The 20,738-nt window shown below is 71.4% G+C and carries 18 protein-coding genes; 8 read left to right on the top strand and 10 right to left on the bottom strand.

Features of this window, described 5'->3' with window-relative positions; translation table 11 throughout:
* Window positions 1–25 precede the first annotated feature (25 nt).
* Complete coding sequence (locus ACWCPF_RS18245) at window positions 26–1,489, top strand: glyceraldehyde-3-phosphate dehydrogenase (protein WP_451046041.1); 1,464 nt, start codon at window positions 26–28, stop codon at window positions 1,487–1,489.
* Window positions 1,490–1,570: 81 nt separating this feature from the next.
* Here ACWCPF_RS18245 and gndA read toward each other — a convergent pair whose 3' ends face one another.
* The 4 genes from gndA to ACWCPF_RS18265 all read right to left on the bottom strand — a co-directional run bounded on the left by gndA (window position 1,571) and on the right by ACWCPF_RS18265 (window position 6,939).
* Window positions 1,571–3,010 (bottom strand): NADP-dependent phosphogluconate dehydrogenase, encoded by a 1,440-nt coding sequence (gndA, locus tag ACWCPF_RS18250; RefSeq protein ID WP_451046042.1) that lies wholly within the window; start codon window positions 3,008–3,010, stop codon window positions 1,571–1,573.
* 205 nt (window positions 3,011–3,215) lie between these two features.
* Entirely contained in the window at window positions 3,216–3,722 is a 507-nt protein-coding gene (locus ACWCPF_RS18255) for a MarR family winged helix-turn-helix transcriptional regulator (protein ID WP_451046043.1), read from the bottom strand.
* 112 nt (window positions 3,723–3,834) lie between these two features.
* The gene (locus ACWCPF_RS18260) at window positions 3,835–5,505 is read right to left on the bottom strand and encodes a cellulase family glycosylhydrolase (protein ID WP_451046044.1); all 1,671 of its coding nucleotides are present in this window, start codon (window positions 5,503–5,505) and stop codon (window positions 3,835–3,837) included.
* Between the two features lie 111 nt (window positions 5,506–5,616).
* Window positions 5,617–6,939 (bottom strand): enolase C-terminal domain-like protein, encoded by a 1,323-nt coding sequence (locus tag ACWCPF_RS18265; RefSeq protein ID WP_451046045.1) that lies wholly within the window; start codon window positions 6,937–6,939, stop codon window positions 5,617–5,619.
* A gap of 242 nt (window positions 6,940–7,181) precedes the next feature.
* Here ACWCPF_RS18265 and ACWCPF_RS18270 point away from each other — a divergent pair, with 242 nt between their 5' ends.
* The 5 genes from ACWCPF_RS18270 to ACWCPF_RS18290 all read left to right on the top strand — a co-directional run bounded on the left by ACWCPF_RS18270 (window position 7,182) and on the right by ACWCPF_RS18290 (window position 12,622).
* Window positions 7,182–8,231, top strand: a complete 1,050-nt coding sequence (locus ACWCPF_RS18270; RefSeq protein WP_451046046.1) for a sugar ABC transporter substrate-binding protein — start codon at window positions 7,182–7,184, stop codon at window positions 8,229–8,231.
* A gap of 53 nt (window positions 8,232–8,284) precedes the next feature.
* Entirely contained in the window at window positions 8,285–9,895 is a 1,611-nt protein-coding gene (locus ACWCPF_RS18275) for a sugar ABC transporter ATP-binding protein (RefSeq protein WP_451046047.1), read from the top strand.
* 2 nt (window positions 9,896–9,897) lie between these two features.
* Entirely contained in the window at window positions 9,898–10,938 is a 1,041-nt protein-coding gene (locus tag ACWCPF_RS18280) for an ABC transporter permease (RefSeq protein ID WP_451046048.1), read from the top strand.
* A 65-nt stretch (window positions 10,939–11,003) separates the two neighbouring features.
* Window positions 11,004–11,759: a FadR/GntR family transcriptional regulator gene (locus tag ACWCPF_RS18285; RefSeq protein WP_451046049.1), complete on the top strand. Its 756-nt coding sequence runs from the start codon at window positions 11,004–11,006 to the stop codon at window positions 11,757–11,759.
* 89 nt (window positions 11,760–11,848) lie between these two features.
* A complete protein-coding gene (locus ACWCPF_RS18290) occupies window positions 11,849–12,622 on the top strand; it encodes an SDR family NAD(P)-dependent oxidoreductase (protein WP_451046050.1) in 774 nt (257 codons plus the stop codon).
* Window positions 12,623–12,787: 165 nt separating this feature from the next.
* Here ACWCPF_RS18290 and ACWCPF_RS18295 read toward each other — a convergent pair whose 3' ends face one another.
* The gene (locus tag ACWCPF_RS18295; RefSeq protein WP_451046051.1) at window positions 12,788–13,531 is read right to left on the bottom strand and encodes a GntR family transcriptional regulator; all 744 of its coding nucleotides are present in this window, start codon (window positions 13,529–13,531) and stop codon (window positions 12,788–12,790) included.
* Between the two features lie 301 nt (window positions 13,532–13,832).
* Between ACWCPF_RS18295 and ACWCPF_RS18300 the strand changes: the two genes are divergently transcribed.
* Window positions 13,833–14,762: an alpha/beta fold hydrolase gene (locus ACWCPF_RS18300; RefSeq protein WP_451046052.1), complete on the top strand. Its 930-nt coding sequence runs from the start codon at window positions 13,833–13,835 to the stop codon at window positions 14,760–14,762.
* Here the strand turns inward: ACWCPF_RS18300 and ACWCPF_RS18305 are convergent.
* Genes ACWCPF_RS18305 through ACWCPF_RS18325 form a run of 5 tightly spaced genes read right to left on the bottom strand, consistent with a single transcriptional unit; the run spans window position 14,759 to window position 19,845 of the window.
* Complete coding sequence (locus ACWCPF_RS18305) at window positions 14,759–15,250, bottom strand: carboxymuconolactone decarboxylase family protein (RefSeq protein ID WP_451046053.1); 492 nt, start codon at window positions 15,248–15,250, stop codon at window positions 14,759–14,761. The genes ACWCPF_RS18300 and ACWCPF_RS18305 overlap by 4 nt on opposite strands.
* Before the next feature lie 24 nt (window positions 15,251–15,274).
* A complete protein-coding gene (locus ACWCPF_RS18310; protein ID WP_451046054.1) occupies window positions 15,275–16,753 on the bottom strand; it encodes a carboxylesterase/lipase family protein in 1,479 nt (492 codons plus the stop codon).
* On the bottom strand, window positions 16,750–18,132 hold the full coding sequence (locus ACWCPF_RS18315) for an amidohydrolase family protein (RefSeq protein WP_451046055.1): 1,383 nt from the start codon (window positions 18,130–18,132) through the stop codon (window positions 16,750–16,752). Before ACWCPF_RS18315 ends, ACWCPF_RS18310 begins: the two co-directional genes overlap by 4 nt.
* Complete coding sequence (locus tag ACWCPF_RS18320; protein ID WP_451046056.1) at window positions 18,129–18,956, bottom strand: fumarylacetoacetate hydrolase family protein; 828 nt, start codon at window positions 18,954–18,956, stop codon at window positions 18,129–18,131. Before ACWCPF_RS18320 ends, ACWCPF_RS18315 begins: the two co-directional genes overlap by 4 nt.
* A gap of 4 nt (window positions 18,957–18,960) precedes the next feature.
* A complete protein-coding gene (locus ACWCPF_RS18325; protein ID WP_451046057.1) occupies window positions 18,961–19,845 on the bottom strand; it encodes a fumarylacetoacetate hydrolase family protein in 885 nt (294 codons plus the stop codon).
* Window positions 19,846–19,950: 105 nt separating this feature from the next.
* Between ACWCPF_RS18325 and ACWCPF_RS18330 the strand changes: the two genes are divergently transcribed.
* Window positions 19,951–20,715, top strand: a complete 765-nt coding sequence (locus ACWCPF_RS18330; protein WP_451046058.1) for an SDR family NAD(P)-dependent oxidoreductase — start codon at window positions 19,951–19,953, stop codon at window positions 20,713–20,715.
* Window positions 20,716–20,738 lie beyond the last annotated feature (23 nt).

The following is a 20,738-nucleotide window of genomic DNA, read 5'->3' on the forward strand; positions in this document are numbered from 1 at the left end:
GCCACCTAGCTCGAAAGATAGGCCCGTGACGCTCAACGACGATTCGTTCACCAACTGGAAGAACCGCGAGGAGATCGCGGAGTCGATGATCCCGATGATCGGGAAGCTGCACCGCGAGCGGGACGTGACGATCCTGCTGCACAGCCGCTCCCTGGTGAACAGGTCGGTGGTCGGCATCCTCAAGACCCACCGGTTCGCCCGGCAGATCGCGGGCGAGGAGCTCTCGGTCACCGAGACGCTGCCGTTCCTGGAGGCCCTCACCACGCTCGACCTCGGCCCGTCCCAGATCGACATCGGCATGCTCGCCGCGACCTACCGGGCCGACGACCGCGGACTGTCCGTGCCGGCCTTCACCGCCGAGGCCGTGGCCGGGGCGACCGGGGCGAACAAGATCGACCGGCGCGAGCCGCGCGACGTCGTGCTCTACGGCTTCGGGCGCATCGGCCGGCTCGTCGCCCGGCTGCTGATCGAGAAGTCCGGCTCCGGCAACGGGCTGCGGCTGCGCGCCATCGTGGTGCGCGGCGGCGGGGAGCGGGCCGCCGAGGACATCGTCAAGCGGGCGTCCCTGCTGCGCCGCGACTCCGTGCACGGCCAGTTCCAGGGCACGATCACGGTCGACGAGGCCCGCAACAGGATCATCGCCAACGGCAACGAGATCACCGTCATCTACGCCGACGACCCGAGCGAGGTCGACTACACGGCGTACGGCATCAGCGACGCGATCCTGATCGACAACACGGGCAAGTGGCGGGACCGCGAGGGCCTGTCCAAGCATCTGCGGCCCGGCATCGACAAGGTCGTGCTGACCGCCCCCGGCAAGGGCGATGTGCCGAACATCGTGCACGGCGTCAACCACGACACGATCAAGCCCGACGAGCAGATCCTGTCCTGCGCGTCCTGCACCACCAACGCGATCGTCCCGCCGCTGAAGGCGATGGCCGACGAGTACGGGGTGCTGCGCGGCCATGTGGAGACCGTCCACTCGTTCACCAACGACCAGAACCTGCTGGACAACTACCACAAGGCCGACCGCCGCGGCCGTTCGGCGCCGCTGAACATGGTCATCACCGAGACCGGGGCCGCCTCCGCGGTCGCCAAGGCGCTGCCCGACCTCAAGGCGCCGATCACCGGCAGCTCGATCCGGGTCCCGGTGCCGGACGTCTCGATCGCCATCCTCAGCCTGCGGCTCGGCCGGGAGACCGATCGCGAAGAGGTCCTCGACTACCTCCGCGAGGTCTCGCTGACCTCGCCGCTCAAGCGCCAGATCGACTTCACGACGGCGCCGGACGCGGTCTCCATGGACTTCATCGGCTCCCGGCACGCGTCGATCATCGACGCCGGCGCCACCAAGGTCGACGGGGACAACGCGATCCTCTACCTCTGGTACGACAACGAGTTCGGCTACTCCTGCCAGGTCGTCCGCGTCGTCCAGCACGTCTCGGGCGTCGAGTACCCGACGTACCCGGCGACCAGCCACTGGGACCACTGACCCCGGGGCCGCCGATCCCCAGCCGGCCGACCGTGTCATGAAAGCGGGGCGCCCCGGGCCGGGGGCGCCCCGCCGCTCAGGTCAGGCCGACGTCTCCGGACGGCCGGCCTCGGCCCAGTGCGTGTGGAACGCGCCGGGCCGGTCGGTGCGCCGGTAGGTGTGGGCGCCGAAGTAGTCGCGCTGGCCCTGGAGCAGCGCGGCCGGCAGCCGGTCGGCGCGCAGCGTGTCGTAGTGGGCGAGCGCGGCGGAGAACGCGGGGACGGGGATGCCGCGGCGGGCCGCCGAGGCCACCGTCTCGCGCCAGGGCACCTGCGCGTCGGTGATCTCCATCGCGAACTCCATCTCGCCGAGCAGGCTGACCAGGTCCGGGTCGGCGGCGTACGCGGCGCGGATGCGGTCGAGGAACGAGGCGCGGATGATGCAGCCGCCGCGCCAGATCCGGGCGACCGCGCCCAGGTCGATCTTCCAGCCGAACTCGCCGGCCGCGTCCTGGATCATCTTCCAGCCCTGGTCGTAGGCGATGACCTTCGACGCGTACAGGGCGTGCTCGACCTGCGAGGTGAAGCGGGTGGCCTCGGTGCGGCTGAGCGGGGGCGTGGTGCCGCCGGGGAGCCCGGCGTAGGCGGCGCGCAGTTCGCGCTGGCCGGAGGCGGCCCGGGCGAAGGTGGCCTGGGCGATGGCGGTGACCGGTGAGCCCAGGTCCAGGGCGGTCTGCACGGTCCAGCGGCCGGTGCCCTTCTGACCTGCGGCGTCCACGACGATGTCGACGAAGGCCGCGCCGGTGGCGGCGTCGGTGTGGGCGAGCACCTCGGCGGTGATCTCGATGAGGTAGGAGCCGAGCCGGCCCTGGTTCCAGGTGCGGAAGATGTCGGCGATCTCGGCGGGGGTGTAGCCGGCGACCTGGCGCAGCAGGTCGTAGGCCTCGGCGATGAGCTGCATGTCGGCGTACTCGATGCCGTTGTGCACCATCTTGACGAAGTGTCCGGCGCCGTCGGTGCCGATGTGGGTGGCGCAGGGCTCGCCGTCGACCTTCGCACTGATGGACTCGAACATCGGGCCGAGGACGTCGTACGACTCGGACGAGCCGCCGACCATGACGGCCGGCCCGTTCAGCGCGCCCTCCTCGCCGCCTGAGACGCCGGCGCCGACGAAGTGGATGCCCTGAGCGCGCAGCGCCTCCTCGCGGCGGCGGGTGTCGGCGTAGTGCGCGTTGCCGCCGTCGATGATCATGTCGCCGGGCTCCATGAGCGGGGCGAACTCGTCGATGACCGCGTCGGTGACCTCGCCCGCCTGCACCATGATCATCAGTCGCCGGGGACGCTGGAGCGCGGCGACGAAGTCCGCGGCCGACTCGGCGGGGACGAACGTGCCCTCGTGGCCGTACTCCTCGACGAGCGCGCGGGTGCGACCGGCGGTGCGGTTGTGGACGGCGACGGCGTAGCCGTGGCGGGCGAAGTTGCGCGCGAGGTTGCGGCCCATCACGCCGAGGCCGGTGACACCGATGGCGGCGGTTGCGTTCACGAGGTACGTCCCTACGATCGTTGGCGTGGTCGGAGGGGCGGGCGGCCCCCCGGTACCCCCAGGTACGGACGGTCGGCCGGTTCTTCTCGACTCCCCGGCCGATTCCTTGCGCCGATCAGTGCGAACGCGCCGCTGGGAGGGTGCGAACGCACTGCTCGGACCCTCGCGCCGGCGCGGCCGGGGGGCGCGCGGTCGACGCCGTGCGCTACCTGCGCCGCCAGGGCAGCACCGTCGGGTCGGCCTCGGTGCTCTCGGCCCGGTGCAGGGCGTCGCTGATCGCCTCGCCGATCTCCGCGAACTGGCGCACCTGCTCGGGGGTGAGGACGTCGAACACCGCCCGGCGCACCGCCTCCACATGTCCGGGGGCGATCTCCGCCAGCAGGGCCTTGCCCGCGTCGGTGAGATACGCGAGCTGCCCGCGGCCGTCGGCGGGGTCCTCCCGCCGGTCCACGAAGCCGACCTCGCGCAGCCGGTTCACCGCGTGGGTGAGCCGACTGCGGGTGATCTTCAGCCGCTGGGCGAGCTCGGACATCCCGAGGGTGCCGTCGGGTTCCAGCGAGAGGTAGGCCAGCAGGCTGTAGTCGGCGTGGGTCATCCCGGCGTCGCGCCGCAGTTGCCGGTTGAGGTAGTCGCCGAGCAGGGTGGAGAAGTCGACGTAGGCCAGCCAGGCTCGTCGTTCCTCGGCATTGAGCCAGCGGGGCGTCGTGGACATGGGCTCACATTACGGGGTGTCCCGTGGTGGCACCGGAGAGTTGCCGGCCACGGTGGACACCGATCGGCGCGGGCGGCCGCTCCCCTGCGCCGATCGGCGGGACGACGGTCCGTCAGGTGGTCACGCAGGCACCGCCGTTGAGCGTGAACGCGGTCGGTGCGGTGTTGGTCGCGCCCTTGCCGCCGATGAAGCCGACGGTGACCGAGCCGCCGGCGGGGATGGTCGACGTGTAGGAGGCGGGGACGACGCTCACCGCGCCGCCGCTCTGGGTGGCGGTCCCGCCCCACATGTTGGTGACGGTCTGGCCGTCGGCGAAGGTGAAGGCGAGTCTCCAGCCGCTGATGGCCGTCGTGCCGGTGTTGCGGAGGGTGAGGTCGCCCTGGAAGCCGCCCGGCCACTCCCCGACGACCCGGTAGCCGACGGCACAGGCCACGGCGGGTGCGCTGCCGGTCGTGACGTTCACCGTGGCCGAGCGGGCGGAGCGGTTCCCGGCGGCGTCCCGGGCGTACACGGCGAACGTGTAGGCGGTGTTCGCGGTGAGGCCGGTCACGGTGGCGGTGTGGGTGGTGGAGGCGGCGACGTTCGTCTCGGCGGCGCCGCTGATCCGGACGACGTCGTAGCCGGCGACGCCCACGTTGTCGGTGGCGGCGGTCCAGGTGAGCGTGGCCGAAGTCGCCGTCACCGCCGAGGCGTTAGGGGCGCCGGGGGCCGTCGGGGCCTGGGTGTCGCCGGGGGCGCCGCCGCCGAAGACGGTGGCTTCCTCGGCGGTCCGGGCGATGCCGTCGACGCCGTTGAAGATGCGGCTTCCCCATGAACTGAGCTGCGCGGGATCGAAGTTGAGCGTCAGGTCGAGGATCGGGTCGGTGTTTCCGCTCCAGGACCAGGCCAGATAGCCGAGGTCGAGCTGCCGGGCGGCGGCCATCATGGTGTCCTCGTCGGGATCGCCCCACTGGTCGGCGGGGCCGCCGAACTCGCCGATGAGGAGGGGCAGTCCGGCGTCGACGAAGGTGTTCAGATAGTCGGTGATCTCCGCCGCCGTGTCGAAGACGCTGTACATGTGGATCGAGAAAATCAGGTTGCCGGTGGTGTCGGCGTCGTACACGGACCGGGCGTTGGCCCGCATGACGCCCTGCCAGTCCTGACCCCAGTTGGGCGCGTCCACCATGATCGTGTGCGCGAATCCGGCGGCCCGCAGCTTCTGGATCGCAGCGACGGTCGGCGCGGTCCAGCCCGCGGGGTCGGTGTTGCCCCAGGGCTCGTTGCCGATGTTGACGACGATGTAGTCCTCCTGGCCGGCCAGGACGCTCTTCAGACCGATCCAGTAGTCGGCCGCCTGGTCGAGCGTGCCGGCCGCCGCGTCCTCGCCGTAGCCAGTGGTGTCGTGCACCTCCAGCACGCAGATGAGCCGGTTGGCCTTGCACTGGGCGATCACGCCGGCCACGTCGGAGGCGCTGTTCGCGCTCCAGCGGTGGCCGTCGGCGAGGACGACCCGCACGGCGTTGGCGCCCATCGCCTTGATGTCGGCGAGCGACTGCTGGGTCCGGCCCGGATACCAGGTGTGGGCGTGGTTGACGCCCCGCATGACGAAGTCGTTCCCGTTGCCCTCGACCAGCCGGCCGTCGCTGATGTGCAGACCGGTGGCGAGGACGCCGGGCGACCGGGACTCCGCCTGGGCGACGGCAGGGCAGAGGGCGCCGACGAGGACCAGACCGAGCAGGAAGGCGAGCCTGATCGGCACAGTGCGCAGAAAATGCGTTCGTGACGTGCTTCTTGTCGTTCTCACTGCGACTCCAGAAGTGAGGCCAAGAAACTCGGCAGGGGTCAAGGGAAGTGTGGGAGCGCTCCCATGAACCCACTGCGCCAAGTACACGTCAAGACAGCGCGCACAGACCCGTCACCGGGCGAGGTCGGCGGCCCAGAACGCGCCGTCCGGGTAACGGAATTCGGCGAGGGACTCGGGGTGCATGGCGGCGGAGAAGCCGGGGGCGAGCGGGGCCGTGTAATGGCCGTCGCGCAGCACGACCGGGTCGGTGAAGTGCTCGTGGAGGTGGTCGACGTACTCGATGACCCGGTTCTCGGTGGTGCCGGACAGGGCCAGGTAGTCGAACATCGCGAGGTGCTGGACGAGTTCGCACAGCCCCACCCCGCCCGCGTGCGGGCACACCGGCACCCCGAACTTCGCGGCGAGCAGCAGGATGGCGAGGTTCTCGTTGACGCCGCCGACCCGGGCCGCGTCGATCTGGAGCACGTCGAGGGCGCCGGCCTGGAGCAGCTGCTTGAAGACGATGCGGTTCTGCACGTGTTCGCCGGTGGCGACCTTCACCGGCGCGACCGCCGCCCTGATGGCCGCGTGGCCGAGGACGTCGTCGGGGCTGGTGGGCTCCTCGATCCAGTACGGGTCGAACTCGGCGAGGGCGCGGGTCCAGCGGATCGCCTCGTCGATGTTCCAGCGCTGGTTGGCGTCGACGGCGATGCGCACCCCGTCCCCGACGGCGGCGCGGGCCGTGCGCAGCCGCCTCAGGTCGTCGTCGAGGTCGGCGCCCACCTTGAGCTTGATCTGGGTGAAGCCGTCGGAGACGGCCTGCTTGGCGAGCCGGGTGAGCTTCTCGTCGGAGTAGCCGAGCCAGCCCGGCGAGGTGGTGTAGCCGGGGTAGCCGCGCTCGCGCAGGTCCGCCTCGCGTTCGGCCAGCCCGGCCCGGCCGGTCCGCAGCAGGGCGAGGGCGTCCTCGGGGGTGAGGGCGTCTTCGATGTAGCGGAAGTCGACCTGGGAGACGAGCCATTCGGGGTCGGCGTGGGCGAGCAGTCGCCACAGCGGCTGCCCGGCGCGTTTCGCGGCGAGGTCCCAGGCGGCGTTGACGACCGCGCCGATCGCCATGTGCATCACGCCCTTCTCGGGGCCTAGCCAGCGCAGTTGGCTGTCGCCGATCAGGTCGCGGTTGAGGGAGCCCGGGTCGGCGCAGAGTTCGTCCACCGAGCGGCCCAGGAGGTGGGGGCGCAGGGCGGCGATCGCGGCGACCTGGACGTCGTTGCCGCGTCCGATGGTGAAGCTGAAGCCGTGGCCTTCCAGCCCGTCGCCGGCGTCGGTCCGCAGGACGACGTAGGCGGCGGAGTAGTCGGGATCCGGGTTCATCGCGTCGGAGCCGTCCAGCTCCCGCGAGGTGGGGAAACGGATGTCGTGGGTGTCCACCGCGACGATCCGGGCGGGGGTTGCGGTCAAGGGGGCGCCCTTCCTGTGGGACGGTCCTCATGCGTCGCGACGCGGCGAGGCATTCATCGGAGGAATCGCAGAACCGCGACTTTAGGTGCCCTGGGGCTGCATGACAACACCCCGAAAAATCCTGTCGATTCGTCGAACACGACCCCTTGTCAGCGCCGGTGACACCGTCGTAACGTCCTCGACGTTCGAGATACATCGGAGGAATCTCCACTCCCTGCTCAGGCTAAGGAGAGAACCCGGCCATGAAGCTCGCTCGCACCCGCTCCACCGCCGCAACCGCCGTCGTGGTCGCAGCCCTCACCCTCCTCACCGCCTGCAACCGCGACAGCGCGGGGTCGGACAGCGCGGGCGGCGACAGTCCCGCCATCGGGATCGACCTGCCGCGTTCCGACTCCGACTTCTGGAATTCCTACGCCGAGTACGTCCAGAAGGACATCAAGTCCGAGGGCATCAACGCGCTGCCGCTGAGCAACTCCCAGAACGACGTCACCAAGCTGGTCGCCAATGTGCAGGTGTTCCAGAACACGGGCGCCAAGGCCGTCGTCATGGCCCCTCAGGACACCGGCGCGATCGCCTCCACGCTCGACGCCCTCGCCTCGAAGAAGATCCCCGTGGTCAGTGTCGACACCCGCCCCGACAAGGGTGACGTCTACATGGTCGTGCGCGCCGACAACCGGGCGTACGGCACCAAGGCCTGCGAGTTCCTCGGCAAGCAGCTCGGCGGCAAGGGCAAGGTCGCCGAACTCCAGGGCGCGCTGGACTCCATCAACGGGCGTGACCGCTCCGAGGCGTTCGCCGAGTGCATGAAGCAGAAGTTCCCCGCCATCAAGGTGTTCGAGCTCCCCACCGACTGGAAGGGCGACGTGGCCTCCGCCAAGCTGCAGAGCCTGCTCGCCCAGCACCCCGACCTCAACGGCATCTACATGCAGGCCGGCGGTGTCTTCCTGCAGCCGACGCTGGCTCTGCTGGAGCAGAAGGGCCTGCTCAAGCCGGCCGGCCAGAAGGGGCACATCTCGATCATCTCCAACGACGGCATCCCGCAGGAGTTCGACGCGATCCGCAAGGGCCAGATCGACGCGACCGTCTCCCAGCCCGCCGATCTGTACGCCAAGTACGCGCTGTACTACGCCAAGGCGGCGGCCGACGGCAAGACCTTCAAGGCGGGCAAGACCGACCACGACTCGACGATCATCGCGATCCCCAACGGGCTGGAGGACCAGCTGCCGGCGCCTCTGGTGACCAAGGAGAACGTCGAGGACCAGAGCCTGTGGGGCAACACCGTGGGTCAGTGACCCGACCCCGGACCGGCATCAGCGCCCGCACTCCTGGAAGGACGGTATCCACCATGGCGGACACTCCTGCCGCGACCCCGGTGGCTCCGACCCCGGCGGTCCCGACCCCGGTGGCCGAGGCCATCGGGGTCGGCAAGAGGTTCGGCGCCACCGTTGCGCTGCGCGACGCCCGTATCGCCGTCGCCCCCGGCGAGTCGCACGCGCTGGTGGGCCGCAACGGGGCCGGCAAGTCGACGCTGGTGTCCCTGCTGACCGGGCTGCGCCGGCCCGACACCGGATCCCTGCGCTTCTCCGGCGAACCGGCGCCGCCGGTCGGCGACATCGACGCCTGGCGGTCCCGGGTGGCCTGTGTCTACCAGCGGTCCACGATCATCCAGGACCTGACCGTCGCGGAGAACCTCTTCCTGAACCGGCAGAGCGCCGGACCGCTGCAGCCCATCCGCTGGCGGCAGTTGCGGCAGCGGGCGGAGGAACTCCTCGGCGAATACGGCGTGGACGTCGACGCGAGCGCGCGGGCCCGGGAACTCACCGTGGAACAGCGGCAGTTCGTGGAGATCGCCCGCGCCCTGTCGTTCGGCGCACGTTTCATCATCCTCGACGAGCCGACCGCGAAGCTGGACGCCCGTGGCATCGGCAGGCTCTTCGACAAGCTCCGCGACCTCCAACGCCAGGGCGTCGCCTTCCTGTTCATCTCGCACCACCTCCAAGAGGTGTACGACCTCTGCACGACGGTCACCGTCTACCGCGACGCGACCCATATCCTCACCGCGCCGGTCGCCGAGGTCGGCCATCAGGCCCTGGTGGAGGCGATGACCGGGGAGACGACCCCGGCCACGGCGAGCCCCGCCGCCTCAGCGGCTCGCGACGCGGGCCCGGGCCCGGAGCCGGGTCCCGAGCTGCTGTCGATCGAGGGCCTCACGCTCCCCGGCGCCTGTCGCGAGCTGTCCCTGTCGGTGCGCTCGGGCGAGGTGGTCGGGCTGGCCGGGGCGGCGGCGAGCGGCAATGTGCGGGTCGGGGAGGCCGTCGCCGGTCTGCATCGCGCCGAGGAGGGCCGGATCTCCGTCGGCGGACGCGGCGTGCGCACCGGCAGCGTCCCGTCGGCGCTGGCCGCGGGCGTCGGTCTGGTCCCCGAGGACCGGCATCTGCAGGGCCTGGTCCCGGGCCGCAGCGTGGCGGAGAACGCGACGCTGACCGTCACCGACCAGCTGGGCCCGTTCGGCACGGTACTGCCGTCCCGGACCCGGGACTTCGCCCAGCGCATGATCCGCGAGCTCGACATCAAGACCCCGGGGGCGGCCACCGCGGTGTCCGCGCTCTCCGGCGGCAACCAGCAGAAGGTCGTGGTGGCGCGGGCGCTGGCCACCGCCCCCCGGGTGCTGGTCGCCGTCCGTCCCACCAACGGGGTGGACGTCAAGTCCAAGGAGTTCCTGCTGCGGCGCATCCGCGAGGTCGCGGACGGCGGGAAGGCCGCGCTGATCGTCTCCGACGAGCTGGACGACCTGAAGGTGTGCGACCGGGTCGTGGTGATGTTCCACGGGCGCGTGGTCGCCGAGTTCGCGCCCGGCTGGCGGGACGAGCAGGTGGTCGCCGCCATGGAGGGCGTCGCCGGGCAGGAAGTCGCCGACAGGGCCGAAGCACCCGACACCGACGAGCACGGAAGGTAGTCATGTCCGCCACCACTGATGTCACCGACCCCGCAGCGAGCGTGGCGCAGCAGACCGCCGGGGACGCCCGTCGCGGGCTCGACCTCGGCCGGTTCCGTGAACTGTCCCTGATCCCGGCCATCCTGGTCCTCGGGGTGATCGGGTTCATCGTCTCGCCGGCCTTCCTGACCTCCGACAACCTCATCGGTGTGGCGCAGCAGTCGACGGAGCTGAGCCTGCTGGTGCTCGCCACCGCGCTGATCCTGATCTGCGGGCGGATGGACCTGTCCCTGGAGTCCACCATCGGGGTGGCGCCGGTCATCGCGGTGTGGCTCGTGCTGCCCACCAGCGGCGCCCGGTTCACCGGGCTCGGGCTCCTTCCCGAGTGGACGGCGATTCCGCTCTGTCTGCTGGTGGGCGCGGTGATCGGGGCCGTCAACGGGTTCCTGATCCTGAAGCTGCGGCTCAACGGGTTCATCGTCACCCTCGGCATGCTCACGATGCTGCGGGGTCTCCAGGTCGCCCTCTCCGAAGGTCAGTCCATCGTCGAACTGCCCTCTTCCTTCACCTACTTGGGCCGGGCGTCCTGGTGGGGCGCGCCCGCGGCGATCTGGATCTGTGTGGTGCTCTTCGCCCTCGGCAGCGCCGCGCTGGCCTGGCTGCGGCACGGGCGGGCGCTGTACGCGATCGGCGGCAACGCGGAGGCGGCGCGGACCGCGGGCATCCGGGTCGACCGGATCGTGTGGGCGGTGCTGATCCTGGGGAGCGTGCTGGCCGCGTTCGCCGGCATCCTCTACAGCGGTCACTACGGTTCGATCTCCGCGACCCAGGGCAGCGGCTGGATCTTCCAGGTCTTCGCCGCGACGGTCATCGGCGGGGTCAGCCTCAACGGCGGCAAGGGGTCCGTGTTCGGTGCGCTGACCGGTGTGCTGACGCTCCAGCTGGTCGTCAACGTGATGACGCTGGCGGGTGTGCCGCCGCTGTGGAACCAGTTCCTCAACGGCGCGATCATCATCGTCGCGCTGATCATCTCCCGCTTCGCGTCCGGCGAGAAGCAGGAGTAGCCGCTCCAGGACCAGTCGAACGAGGTGCAGTCCGAGCAGGAGTAGCCGTACAGAGAGGCGTGCTCGTGGCAGTGACCGACGAGGCGATGGACAAGATCAAGGCGATGATCGTGGCGGGCGACCTCGCGCCGGGTTCCCGGTTGCCCAAGGAGGAGTTGCTCGCCGGACAGCTGGGCCTGTCCCGCAGTTCGCTGCGCGAGGCGGTGCGGGCGCTGACCGCGATGCGGATCCTGGTCGCCCGGCAGGGGGACGGCACGTATGTGTCCAGTCTGGAGCCCCATCTCCTCTTCGAGGCGTTCTCGTTCGCCTCGGACGTCTCCCAGGGGCAGACCGCGCTGCAACTGCTGGAGGTCCGCCGGCTGCTGGAACCGCAGGCGACCGGGCTGGCCGCCGCGCTGCTCGGTCCGGACGATCTCGACGAGCTGGGCGCGGTGCTGCGGCGGTCCCGGTCGGCGGCGACGGTCGAGGAGTTCGTGGGGCACGACATCGCGTTCCATCTGCGGATCGTCGAGGCCGTCGGCAATCCGGTGCTGTCGATGCTGCTGCGGGTGCTGTCCACGCGCACCCAGCGGGTGCGGATCGTCCGGGGCACCCGGACCGAGCGGGCCGTGGAGCACGCGCACCGGGAGCACGACGAGATCCTGCGCGCGCTGCGGGCGCGCGACGCCCAGTTGGCGGTGTCGACCGCGACGGTGCACATCGCGGCCGTGGAACAGTGGCTGGCGGCCGGCCTCGTCGAGGATCCGCTGCTGCCCTGGCAGGAGAACCAACCACCGACAACTGTCGACAGAAATGACCTTACAGAGCGCCACACCCCTTGACTAGCCCATTGTGTCGACACTAGGAAGGAGGGGCGAGCCGTGCCGCGGTCTCGTACGACCGCCATGAACTCCTCCTGAAAGGGGTCCATATGACCGGCAGGCTCTCTGGGAAAGTCGCTCTCGTCACCGGTGCGGGCGCCGGCATCGGCCAGGGCTGCGCGCTGCTCTTCGCCGAGCAGGGCGCGACCGTCATCGGCTGCGATCTCGACCCCGCCGCCGCCGAACGCACCCGCAAGGCGGCCGCCGACCGGGGGCAGGCCGTCGAGGTGCTCGCACCGCTCGACATGACCGTCCCCGCCGACGCCCGTCGCTTCGCCGACGAGGCGGTGACCCGGCACGGCCGTATCGACGTCCTGGTGACGGCGGGGGCCATCGCCCCGCACATGGCCACGGCCGCCGACATGGACTTCGCCGCGCAGTGGTCGCCGACCCTGCGCGGCGAGGTGGACGTGGTCTTCCTGCCCGTACAGGCCGCGTGGCCGCACCTGGAGGCCGCCGGGGGCGGCTCGATCGTCAACTTCGCCTCGGTGAACGCCTTCCGGGGCAGCGGGAACTTCGGGATGGTCGCGCACTGCGCGGGCAAGGCGGCCGTTCTCGGACTGACCCGTCAACTGGCGGTCGAGGGAGGCCCGTCGGGCATCCGCGCCAACACGATCTCGCCCGGCATGGTGCGCACGCCCGCGACCGAGTCCGCCGGCGCCCACGACGGCGCCGCGCGCGAGGCGCTGCTGGCCCGGATCCCGCTGGGCCGGGTCGGGACGCCGCAGGACATCGCCTGGTGCGCGGTGTATCTGGCGTCGGACGAGTCGGCGTGGGTGACGGGCGGCAACTTCCCCGTCGACGGCGGAGTGCTGGCCAAGTGAGCCGCCCCCAGGGGGCGCGGCGGCGCTGCCCGCTGAGCGCTGCGCGCTCCGCTGGAGGTGCCGCGATGTGTCGTCGTTTCCGTGCGGCGCCGTCGTGGCTGGTCGCGCAGTTCCCCGCGCCCCTTTGGGGCGCTGCCGAACCGCAGCCGACTTCACCCAACCCGCCTAGGAAGCCGCTCGCTGCCGACGGACGGGCTTGCGGCCGCGTGCCGCTTCGTCCTGCTCCAACTGCTCCTCCACGGCCCGCTGCGCGCGCACCGTCGCCCCCGCGATCAGCGCCGAGGCCAGCTCCTCGTCCCGCTCCTCGCAGGCCTGCAGCAGCCGTTCCTGATCGTCGATGCTGTGGGCGAGGCGCCCGGCCCGGGTCAGGCTCAGGTGGCGCAGCATCAGCGTGCGCAGGGCCAGCGAGTCCAGGATCTGCTTCAGGGTGGCGTTGCCGACGATCTCGGTCATCCGCTCCTGGAGCAGCACGTGGTTCCAGAAGTACGCGTCCACGTCACCGGCGTCGGCCAGCTCCCGCATCCGCTCGACCCGGGTGCGCAGCTCGGCGAGCTCCGCGTCGTCGGCCCGCTCCACCAGCAGGGCCGCGAGCATCGACAGCAGGCGCTTGCGCACCTGGTAGATGTCCCGGATGTCCTGCGGGGACGGCGCGGCAACCCGGGGCCGGCGGCGCGCCTTCATCTCGACCAGCCCCTCCTGTTCGAGCAGCATCAGCGCCTCGCGGACGGGCGTGCGGCTGGTGTCGAACCGGCGTGACAGATCGACGCTGTTGAGGTCCTGACCCGGTTCCAGCCGGCCCTCGATGATGCCCGCGCCGACCCACTCGGCGATCTGCGCGACCAGCGGCTCACGCCGGTCCCGCAGCCGCAGGAGGCGCTCCAGCACGAGATGCGTGTCCTGATCGGTCATGCGGCACTTCTCCCTGCCTGTCCGAGCTCACAGCCAATACAACGGTGTCGACACTATCCCACCCCAGGACCGGCCACAGCGGGGATCCCCCGCGATCTCCTACGTCCTGTCGACAGAGGGCATCAGCCGACGGAGAGGCCCGTCGGGGAACCGCCCGAATCTCACCGGAATCTCACCGAGGAAACGAGGAATCATGACGCGAGCCCGCACGAACCCGTCCACTCAGTCCCCTGCTTCCGCCCCGCCCGCCCCATGCACCTCGAACGCCCCGTCCACCTCGTCCGCTTTCACCCGACGCTCCGTGGTGGGAGGGGCGCTGGCCGCGATCGCGGCGACCGGTGTCGCCCAGGGTACGGCGGCGGCCGGGGACGCATCCGCCGGGCAGCCGGCACAACCGGCACAGCCGTGGGTGCCGGTGCCGGTGCCCGAGCAGGCGCCGGTGACCGAGTATCAGGTGGCGGTGGCCGGGGGCGGCAGCCTGTGGTGCTGGGACACCGGCGGCGCCGGGGAGGCCGTGGTCCTGCTGCATCCCGGCTCGGGGAGCGGCGAGAGCTGGCCGTACCAGCAGCCGGTGCTGGCCGCGGCGGGGCTGCGGGTCGTGGGCTACTCACGGCGGGGCGCGTACCGCTCGGTGGCGGGCGTCAGGGCGGAGGCCGACACCGCCTCCGGCGACCTCGACACGCTCGCCGACCGGCTCGGTCTGGAGACCTTCCACCTCTGCGGTTCGGCGGCGGGCGGACCCGTGGCGATCGACTACGCCCTGTCGCACGGGGACCGGCTGCGCAGCCTCACCGTCTCCGGCAGCATCATGGGCGTCCAGGACGCGGAGTACGCGGAGCTGACCGCGGCGCTCCAGCCCGACCCCTTCGGCGACCTGCCCGTCGACTTCAAGGAGCTCGGCCCGTCGTACCGGGGCGGCGACCGGGACGGGGTGGCGGCCTGGCTGGAGATCCACGAGCGGGCCAGGACCGCCGACGCCTTCCCGCAGTCCCTGGCGAACACGATCACCTGGGCGGCCATGGAGACCCTCACCCTGCCCGTCCAGCTCATCACCGGCGACGCCGACCTCTACAGTCCGCCGTCCGTCATGCGCCTCAACGCCGGGCACCTGCGGGACGTGGAGACGCATGTCGTCCGCGAGGCGGGCCACAACCCGCACTGGGAGCGGCCGGCCGCCTGGAACCGGCTGTTCGTCGACTTCGTCAGGCGGCAGCGCGGCCACCGTTCCTAGACGTCGAGTGCGACCAGGAACCGGGACACCATGTTGTACGCGGCCACGGTCGCCGTCAGTTCGACGAGTTCGGCGTCGGTGAAGTGGGCGCGCAGGGCGTCGAACACCTCGTCGGGGACGTGGACATCGCGGGTCATCGCATCGGTGTAGGCGATGACCCGCCGACGGCGCTCGTCGAACTCCGGCTTCTCGCGTTGCAGTTCGGTCAGGTCGGAGTCGGTCAGCCCGGCCCGGCGGGCCTCGGGCTCGTGCGCCGTCCACTCGTACGGGGCGCGGTTGAGCACGGCGATCCGCAGGATCACCAACTCCAGTACGTCGGGCGGGAGTTCCAGCCGCGCCCGGATGGCGCCGAGCAGGGTGTTCCAGCCGTCGGCGAGCTGTGGGCTGTGCAGCAGCATGCGGTCGAGCGGGCGCAGTGCGCCGCCGCGGCGTTCGCGGACGCGCTGGGCGATCTCGCCGGCGCCTTCGGTCTCGGGGAGTCTCACCACGGGTCGGGCTCCTCTCGCGGGGAGTCAGAGGGGGCGGGGGCAGCGGTCCAACAGCCGCATCGCGTCGAGGCGTTCGACGGTGGCCGCCCGTGCCGAGTCCCCGGACTCCGGGTTCCCGAATTCCATCGTCTCGGTGCCGGTGAAGGCCGACCACCGCGGCAGCGCGCCGCCGTTGGGGTCGCCGGTCTCCACGAAGCGGGCCCAGGCGTCCGCCATGGTGCGGGCCAGCTCGCGGTCGGAGTCGGTCCAGGGCCAAGGGCGGCAGTCCAGGTTGTCGAGGGTGTAAGGGAGTTCGGCGGTGTGGTAGACGCCGTATCCCGGGAGTCCGTCGCGCGGCGCCGCCAGGTCCAGGCCGGCCGGCAGCGGGGGCGTCCGGGCGAAGCGGTACATCCAGGTCGGCGCCGTGTACGCATGGGCGACGGCCCAGCGCCACACCGGGTAGCCGAAGCGGCTCTCGCCGGTGAACAGCCGCGCCGTGCGACGGGCTTCGGCCAGGTTCCGGACGGGATACAGTTCGTCGGCGCCGGGTTCCACCGGGAGGCTGCGCAGGGCGTCCGGGGCCGCGTAGACCGAGCCCTCGTCGACGTTGCCGCCGACCAGCAGCGGTACGGCGTGCTGGCGGCCGGCGGCGAAGACGTCGTCGCTCGGCTCGGTCAGGATCCGCCCGTCCACGACGGGACCGAAGTGGCCGCGGAGCACGAGTTCCGTGCCGTCGAGCCGCCGCAGCGCGTCGACGTCCCGGTCGCCGAAACCGGCCGCCCAGCGCAACCCCTGTTTCTGGGCGGCGAGTTGGTCTGCGAGGGGGCCCTCGGCGCGTCCGATGCCGGAGGCGCTCTGCCCGAGGGCCGCTCGGAAGAGGGGCCGGGCGGCCCGCGAGGCCATGAGGTGGCAGTTGTGGGCGGCTCCGGCGGAGTTCCCGGCGAGCGTCACCCGGTCGGGGTCGCCGCCGAAGGCCGCGATGCTCTCCCGCACCCAGGCCAGGGCGGCGACGATGTCCTGCAGCCCGTAGTTCCCGGACGCGCCGAGGTCGTCCTCGGCGGCCAGTTCGGGGTGGGCGAGGAAGCCGAGCGCTCCCAGCCGGTGGTTCAGGGTGACGACGACGAGCCCTCGACGGGCCATCGCGCGCCCGTCGTGGATCTCCTGGCCGCCGTGTCCGTAGCGGTTGCCGCCGCCGTGGATCCAGACCATGACCGGCAGGGCGGCGGTGGGTGCGGGGTCGGGCGTCCAGACGTTGAGGTAGAGACAGTCCTCGCTGGTCACCAGCGCGCGGCGGTCGGCGAAGTTGGTGTGGAACATGATCGAGTCGCGGGGCGGCTGGGGTTGGAGCGGCGCGGGCCCGAAGTCGTACGCCCGCCGCTCGCCGACCCAGCGGGCGGCGGGCCGGGGCGGCCGCCAGCGCAGCGGGCCGACGGGGGGCTCGGCGAACGGGATGCCCCGGAACACCGCCACGCCCCGGTCCCACTCCCCCAGGAGCCGCCCGGCGGGCGTACGGACCCGGATCATCCGCGGGCCCTGCGCGGTTCGGGGGCCTTGTGCGGCTCGGGGGCCTTGTGCGGCTCGGGGGCCTGGTGCGGCTCGGGGGCCTGGTGCGGTTCGCGGGCCTGGTGCGGTTCGCGGGCCTGGTGCGGTTCGTAGGAGTTGTGCGGTTCGCGGGCTCTGTGCGGCTCGGGGGCCTTGTGCAGCTTGCCGTCCTTCATGATCGCCGTCAGCCGGTCGCGGTCCTGGAGGATGGCGATCTCCGCCAGCGGGTCACCGTCGACGAGGACCAGGTCGGCGAGGAACCCCGCCCGGATCAGGCCGAGTTCGTGTCCCAGGCCCATGATCTGCCCGCCGTGGCGGGTCGCCGCGCGCAGCGCCTCGGCGGGGGTGAAGCCGAACCAGTCGACGAACAGTTCGAGGTCGCGGAGGTTGCGGCCGACCGGGTTCCAGGCGAAGCCGTAGTCGCCGCCCGGGACGACGCGTACGCCGCGCCGGACCAGCTCGGGCACGACCGCGCGCACGGCCTCGGCGGTGGCCTCGACCTCCATCCCCGGCTCGGGTTCGCTGCCGGCCTCGTGCAGGTTGGCGTGGATGATGCCCGGGGTGGGGGCGACGAAGACGCGGTCGCGGGCCGCTTCGAGGAGGTCGAGTGCCTCCTCGTCGGCGAAGGTGCAGTGGTAGACGGCGCGGATGCCGTACCGCACGGCCATCTTGATCGACTCGGCGGCGTGTGCGTGCGCGGTGAGCCAGACGCCGTGCGTCTCCGCCGTCTTGGCCGCGGCGGCGACCTCCTCCGCGGTGAACTGCACGATCCGGGACGTGCCCTGGACGACGGCGCTCTCTCCGGACAGCGACAACTTCACGATGTCGACGCCGACTTGAGCCATGTCGGCGACGAACCGGGCCACCGAATACGGGTCGGAGGCGCGCCCGTCGATGCCCGGGAAGTCGTAGACGCCGGGCTCGACCATGCCCGCGCTGCCCTCCCACGACGCGGCCTTCAGCCTCGGTCCGGGCATCCAGCCCTCGGCGAAGGCCTTGCGGGCGGCGATCTCGGTGCGCGGGAGCCGGTTGCCGCCGGAGTAGGCGCTGGTGATGCCGTGGTCGAGCAGGACGCGTCCGGCGTGCGCCACGAGCAGCGCCTTCTCCTCCTCGGGCTCGTCGCGGCGCGGCGAGCGGTGCTCGACGGTGGAGCCGAAGCCGAGGTGGGCATGGGCGTCGACGAGTCCGGGGAGCAGGGTGCCGCCGCCCCCGTCGATCACCCGGGCCTCGGTCCGCAGGTCGCGCGGAACGCGGTCGGCCACCGCCGTGATGCGGTTTCCCTCGACGAGCACCTCGGCCGGAAAAGGGTCCTTCCCGGTGCCGTCGAAGACCTGGACGTCGGCGAAGAGCGTGCGGGTCATGGCCTCGCCCTCCGGAAGCGGTGCCGCATCTCGCCGACTCCCCTGATGCGGCTGACGAGTTCGTCGTCGGGGGTCAGGAAGCGCTGCGGGGACCGGCGGTTGCCGACGCCCGCCGGGGTCCCGGTGAAGATGAGGTCGCCGGGCAGCAGGGTGCAGAACTCGCTGAGATGCGCGACCAGTTGTGGGATCGGGAAGATCATGCCGGACGTGCGGTCGTGCTGGACGCGCTCGCCGTTGAGTTCACAGGTCAGTTCCAGGTCGTCGCGGTCGCCGGTCTCGTCGATCTCGTCGAGGCTGACCAGCGCGGGTCCGATCGGGCCGAACCCGGGGTGTGACTTGGCGAGGGAGAACTGGGCGGGGCGGCCCGCGAGTTGGGCGATCCGCTCGGACAGGTCCTGGCCGACGGTGAGCGCCACGACGGGCTCCCAGCCCTTCTCCACCGGCACCCGGCGGGCCTCGCGGCCGATGACGGCGACCAGTTCGAGTTCCCAGTCGACATGGCCGTCCGGCAGCTCCACGGTCGTGTGCGGGCCGGTGAGGCAGGTCGGGAACTTGGTGAACACCAAGGGTGCTTCGGGCTCCTGGTACCCCGCCTCGGCGGTGTGGGGGCGGTAGTTGAGGGCCACGGCGAAGATCTGGCGCGGGGCGGGGACCGGCGCCTCCAGCTCGGCCTCGTCGTAGGGACGCCCCCCGGTGGCGCCCCTGGACCAGTCGAGCAGGTCGTCCCAGTGGAGGAAGACGTCCTCGGCGTACCCGGCGGGGAGGTCGACGGCACCGCCCTCGGTCAACAGGACGGGCCTTCCGGCCAGTTGTGCGATCCTCATCGACTCACACCCAGAGCCCGGCGGGCGGCTCTTCGCCGCCGTACGCGTCGGACCAGGAGACCACCGGGTTGCGCAGGATGCCCAGGCCCTCGATCTCGGCCTCGACGACGTCGCCGGGCCTGAGGTAGTTGGCGAAGGGGTCCTCGGTGCTCGCGGCGACGCCCGCGACGGTGCCGGTGGTGATGAGGTCGCCGGCGCTGTAGACCTGCGGCGAGTGGTAGGCGACCAGTTGGGGGATGGACACCGACATCCGGGCGGTGTTGGACTTCTGGCGGACGTCGCCGTTGACCCGTAGCTCCATGTCGAGGTCGTGGGGATCGTCGATCTCGTCGGCGGTGACGATGTACGGGCCGATCGGGCAGAAGGTCTCGATGGCCTTGGAGAAGGAGAAGACGCCGGACTCCATCTCCTTGCGCTGGATGTCGCGGGCGGTGATGTCGTTGAAGACCAGATAGCCGGCGATGTGCTCGGCGGCCTGCTCGGCGGAGAAGAAGCGGCCCGGTTTCCCTATGACGACGGCGAGTTCGAGTTCGTAGTCGAGTTCCCGGGTGAGGTTCGCCGGGTACACGATCGGCTCGTCGGGGCCGATGATCGCGTCCACGTTCTGGAAGAACACGATGCCTTTGTTCACCGGGTGGGACCAGTCCACGCGCACCAGGTCCTCGTGGTGTTCGCGGAAGTTGCCGGCCGTGTGGAAGAACTTCTTGGGCGTGATCGGCGCCCGCAGCCGGACGTCGGCCGCCGCGAACGTCCGCCCCGTCTCGCCGACTTGGCCGTCGCGTTCGAAGAACCCGCGGGTGGAGGGCACGTCCAGCCCCACGACGGTGTCGCCGTCGAGCCGCCCCACCAGTGCGGTCTCCGGACCCGCGTCGAACGTCACCAGTTTCATCAGGCCTCCCTAACTGTCGACACTCACCCTGCCAATCGCCCCATCGACCGTCAAGAGATACGCCAAGTGTGGACACAAAACGCAGGAGTGGCTTACGGTCCGGGCATGCGGACTACATGGGACTTCGCCGGTACGCGTGCCCTCGTCGCCGGGGCGGGCGGGATCGGCGCCGCGGTGGCCCGGGCCCTCGCCGGGGCGGGCGCGGCGGTGGTCGTGCTCGATGTGGACAAGGACCGGCTCGACGGCATCGCCCAGGACTGTGCAGACGGCTTCGCCCAGGACGGGGTGCACGGCGTCGTGGCCGACCTCGCCTCGGCCGAGGCCTGCCGGGCCGCGGTCGGCGAGGCGGTCGAACTCCTCGGCGGGCTGGACGTGTTCGTGCACGCGGTCGGCGTCAACGACCGCAGACCCGTCCTGGAGACGCCGGACGAGGTGTGGGAGCGGCTGGTCGCGGTCAACCTCTCCAGCGCGTTCTGGCTGGGCCGGGCCGCGGGAGCAGCAATGGTGCCGAACGGCTATGGGCGGGTCGTCTACCTGTCCTCCGTCTCCGGTCTGCTCGCCCACAAGGAGCACGCGCCGTACGCGGCGACCAAGGGCGGCGTGAACCAGCTGATGCGGGTGATGGCGCGCGAGTGGGCGGCCTGCGGGGTCACCGTCAACGCGGTCGCCCCCGGCTACACCGAGACCGACCTCACCCGTGGCTATCTGGCCCGGCCCGGGATGCGCGCGTCCCTGGAGTCGCTGGTGCCCGCCGGACGGCTCGGCCGGCCCGAGGATCTGACCGGGCCCGTCCTCTTCCTCGCGTCCGCCGAGTCCGCGTTCGTCACCGGCCAGGTGCTGTACGCGGACGGCGGGCGAACCCTCGTCTGAACTCCCTTGCATTTCAAAAGACT

This window comes from Streptomyces sp. NPDC001858 (genome assembly GCF_053594615.1).

What these genes read in the sequence shown, in the direction of transcription:
- ACWCPF_RS18255 (WP_451046043.1), bottom strand. Translation starts at nt 3,722, where the DNA reads ATGTCCACGACGCCCCGCTGGCTCAATGCCGAGGAACGACGAGCCTGG.
- ACWCPF_RS18270 (WP_451046046.1), top strand. Translation starts at nt 7,182, where the DNA reads ATGAAGCTCGCTCGCACCCGCTCCACCGCCGCAACCGCCGTCGTGGTC.
- ACWCPF_RS18275 (WP_451046047.1), top strand. Translation starts at nt 8,285, where the DNA reads ATGGCGGACACTCCTGCCGCGACCCCGGTGGCTCCGACCCCGGCGGTC.
- ACWCPF_RS18280 (WP_451046048.1), top strand. Translation starts at nt 9,898, where the DNA reads ATGTCCGCCACCACTGATGTCACCGACCCCGCAGCGAGCGTGGCGCAG.
- ACWCPF_RS18290 (WP_451046050.1), top strand. Translation starts at nt 11,849, where the DNA reads ATGACCGGCAGGCTCTCTGGGAAAGTCGCTCTCGTCACCGGTGCGGGC.
- ACWCPF_RS18295 (WP_451046051.1), bottom strand. Translation starts at nt 13,531, where the DNA reads ATGACCGATCAGGACACGCATCTCGTGCTGGAGCGCCTCCTGCGGCTG.
- ACWCPF_RS18310 (WP_451046054.1), bottom strand. Translation starts at nt 16,753, where the DNA reads ATGATCCGGGTCCGTACGCCCGCCGGGCGGCTCCTGGGGGAGTGGGAC.
- ACWCPF_RS18315 (WP_451046055.1), bottom strand. Translation starts at nt 18,132, where the DNA reads ATGACCCGCACGCTCTTCGCCGACGTCCAGGTCTTCGACGGCACCGGG.
- ACWCPF_RS18320 (WP_451046056.1), bottom strand. Translation starts at nt 18,956, where the DNA reads ATGAGGATCGCACAACTGGCCGGAAGGCCCGTCCTGTTGACCGAGGGC.
- ACWCPF_RS18325 (WP_451046057.1), bottom strand. Translation starts at nt 19,845, where the DNA reads ATGAAACTGGTGACGTTCGACGCGGGTCCGGAGACCGCACTGGTGGGG.
- ACWCPF_RS18330 (WP_451046058.1), top strand. Translation starts at nt 19,951, where the DNA reads ATGCGGACTACATGGGACTTCGCCGGTACGCGTGCCCTCGTCGCCGGG.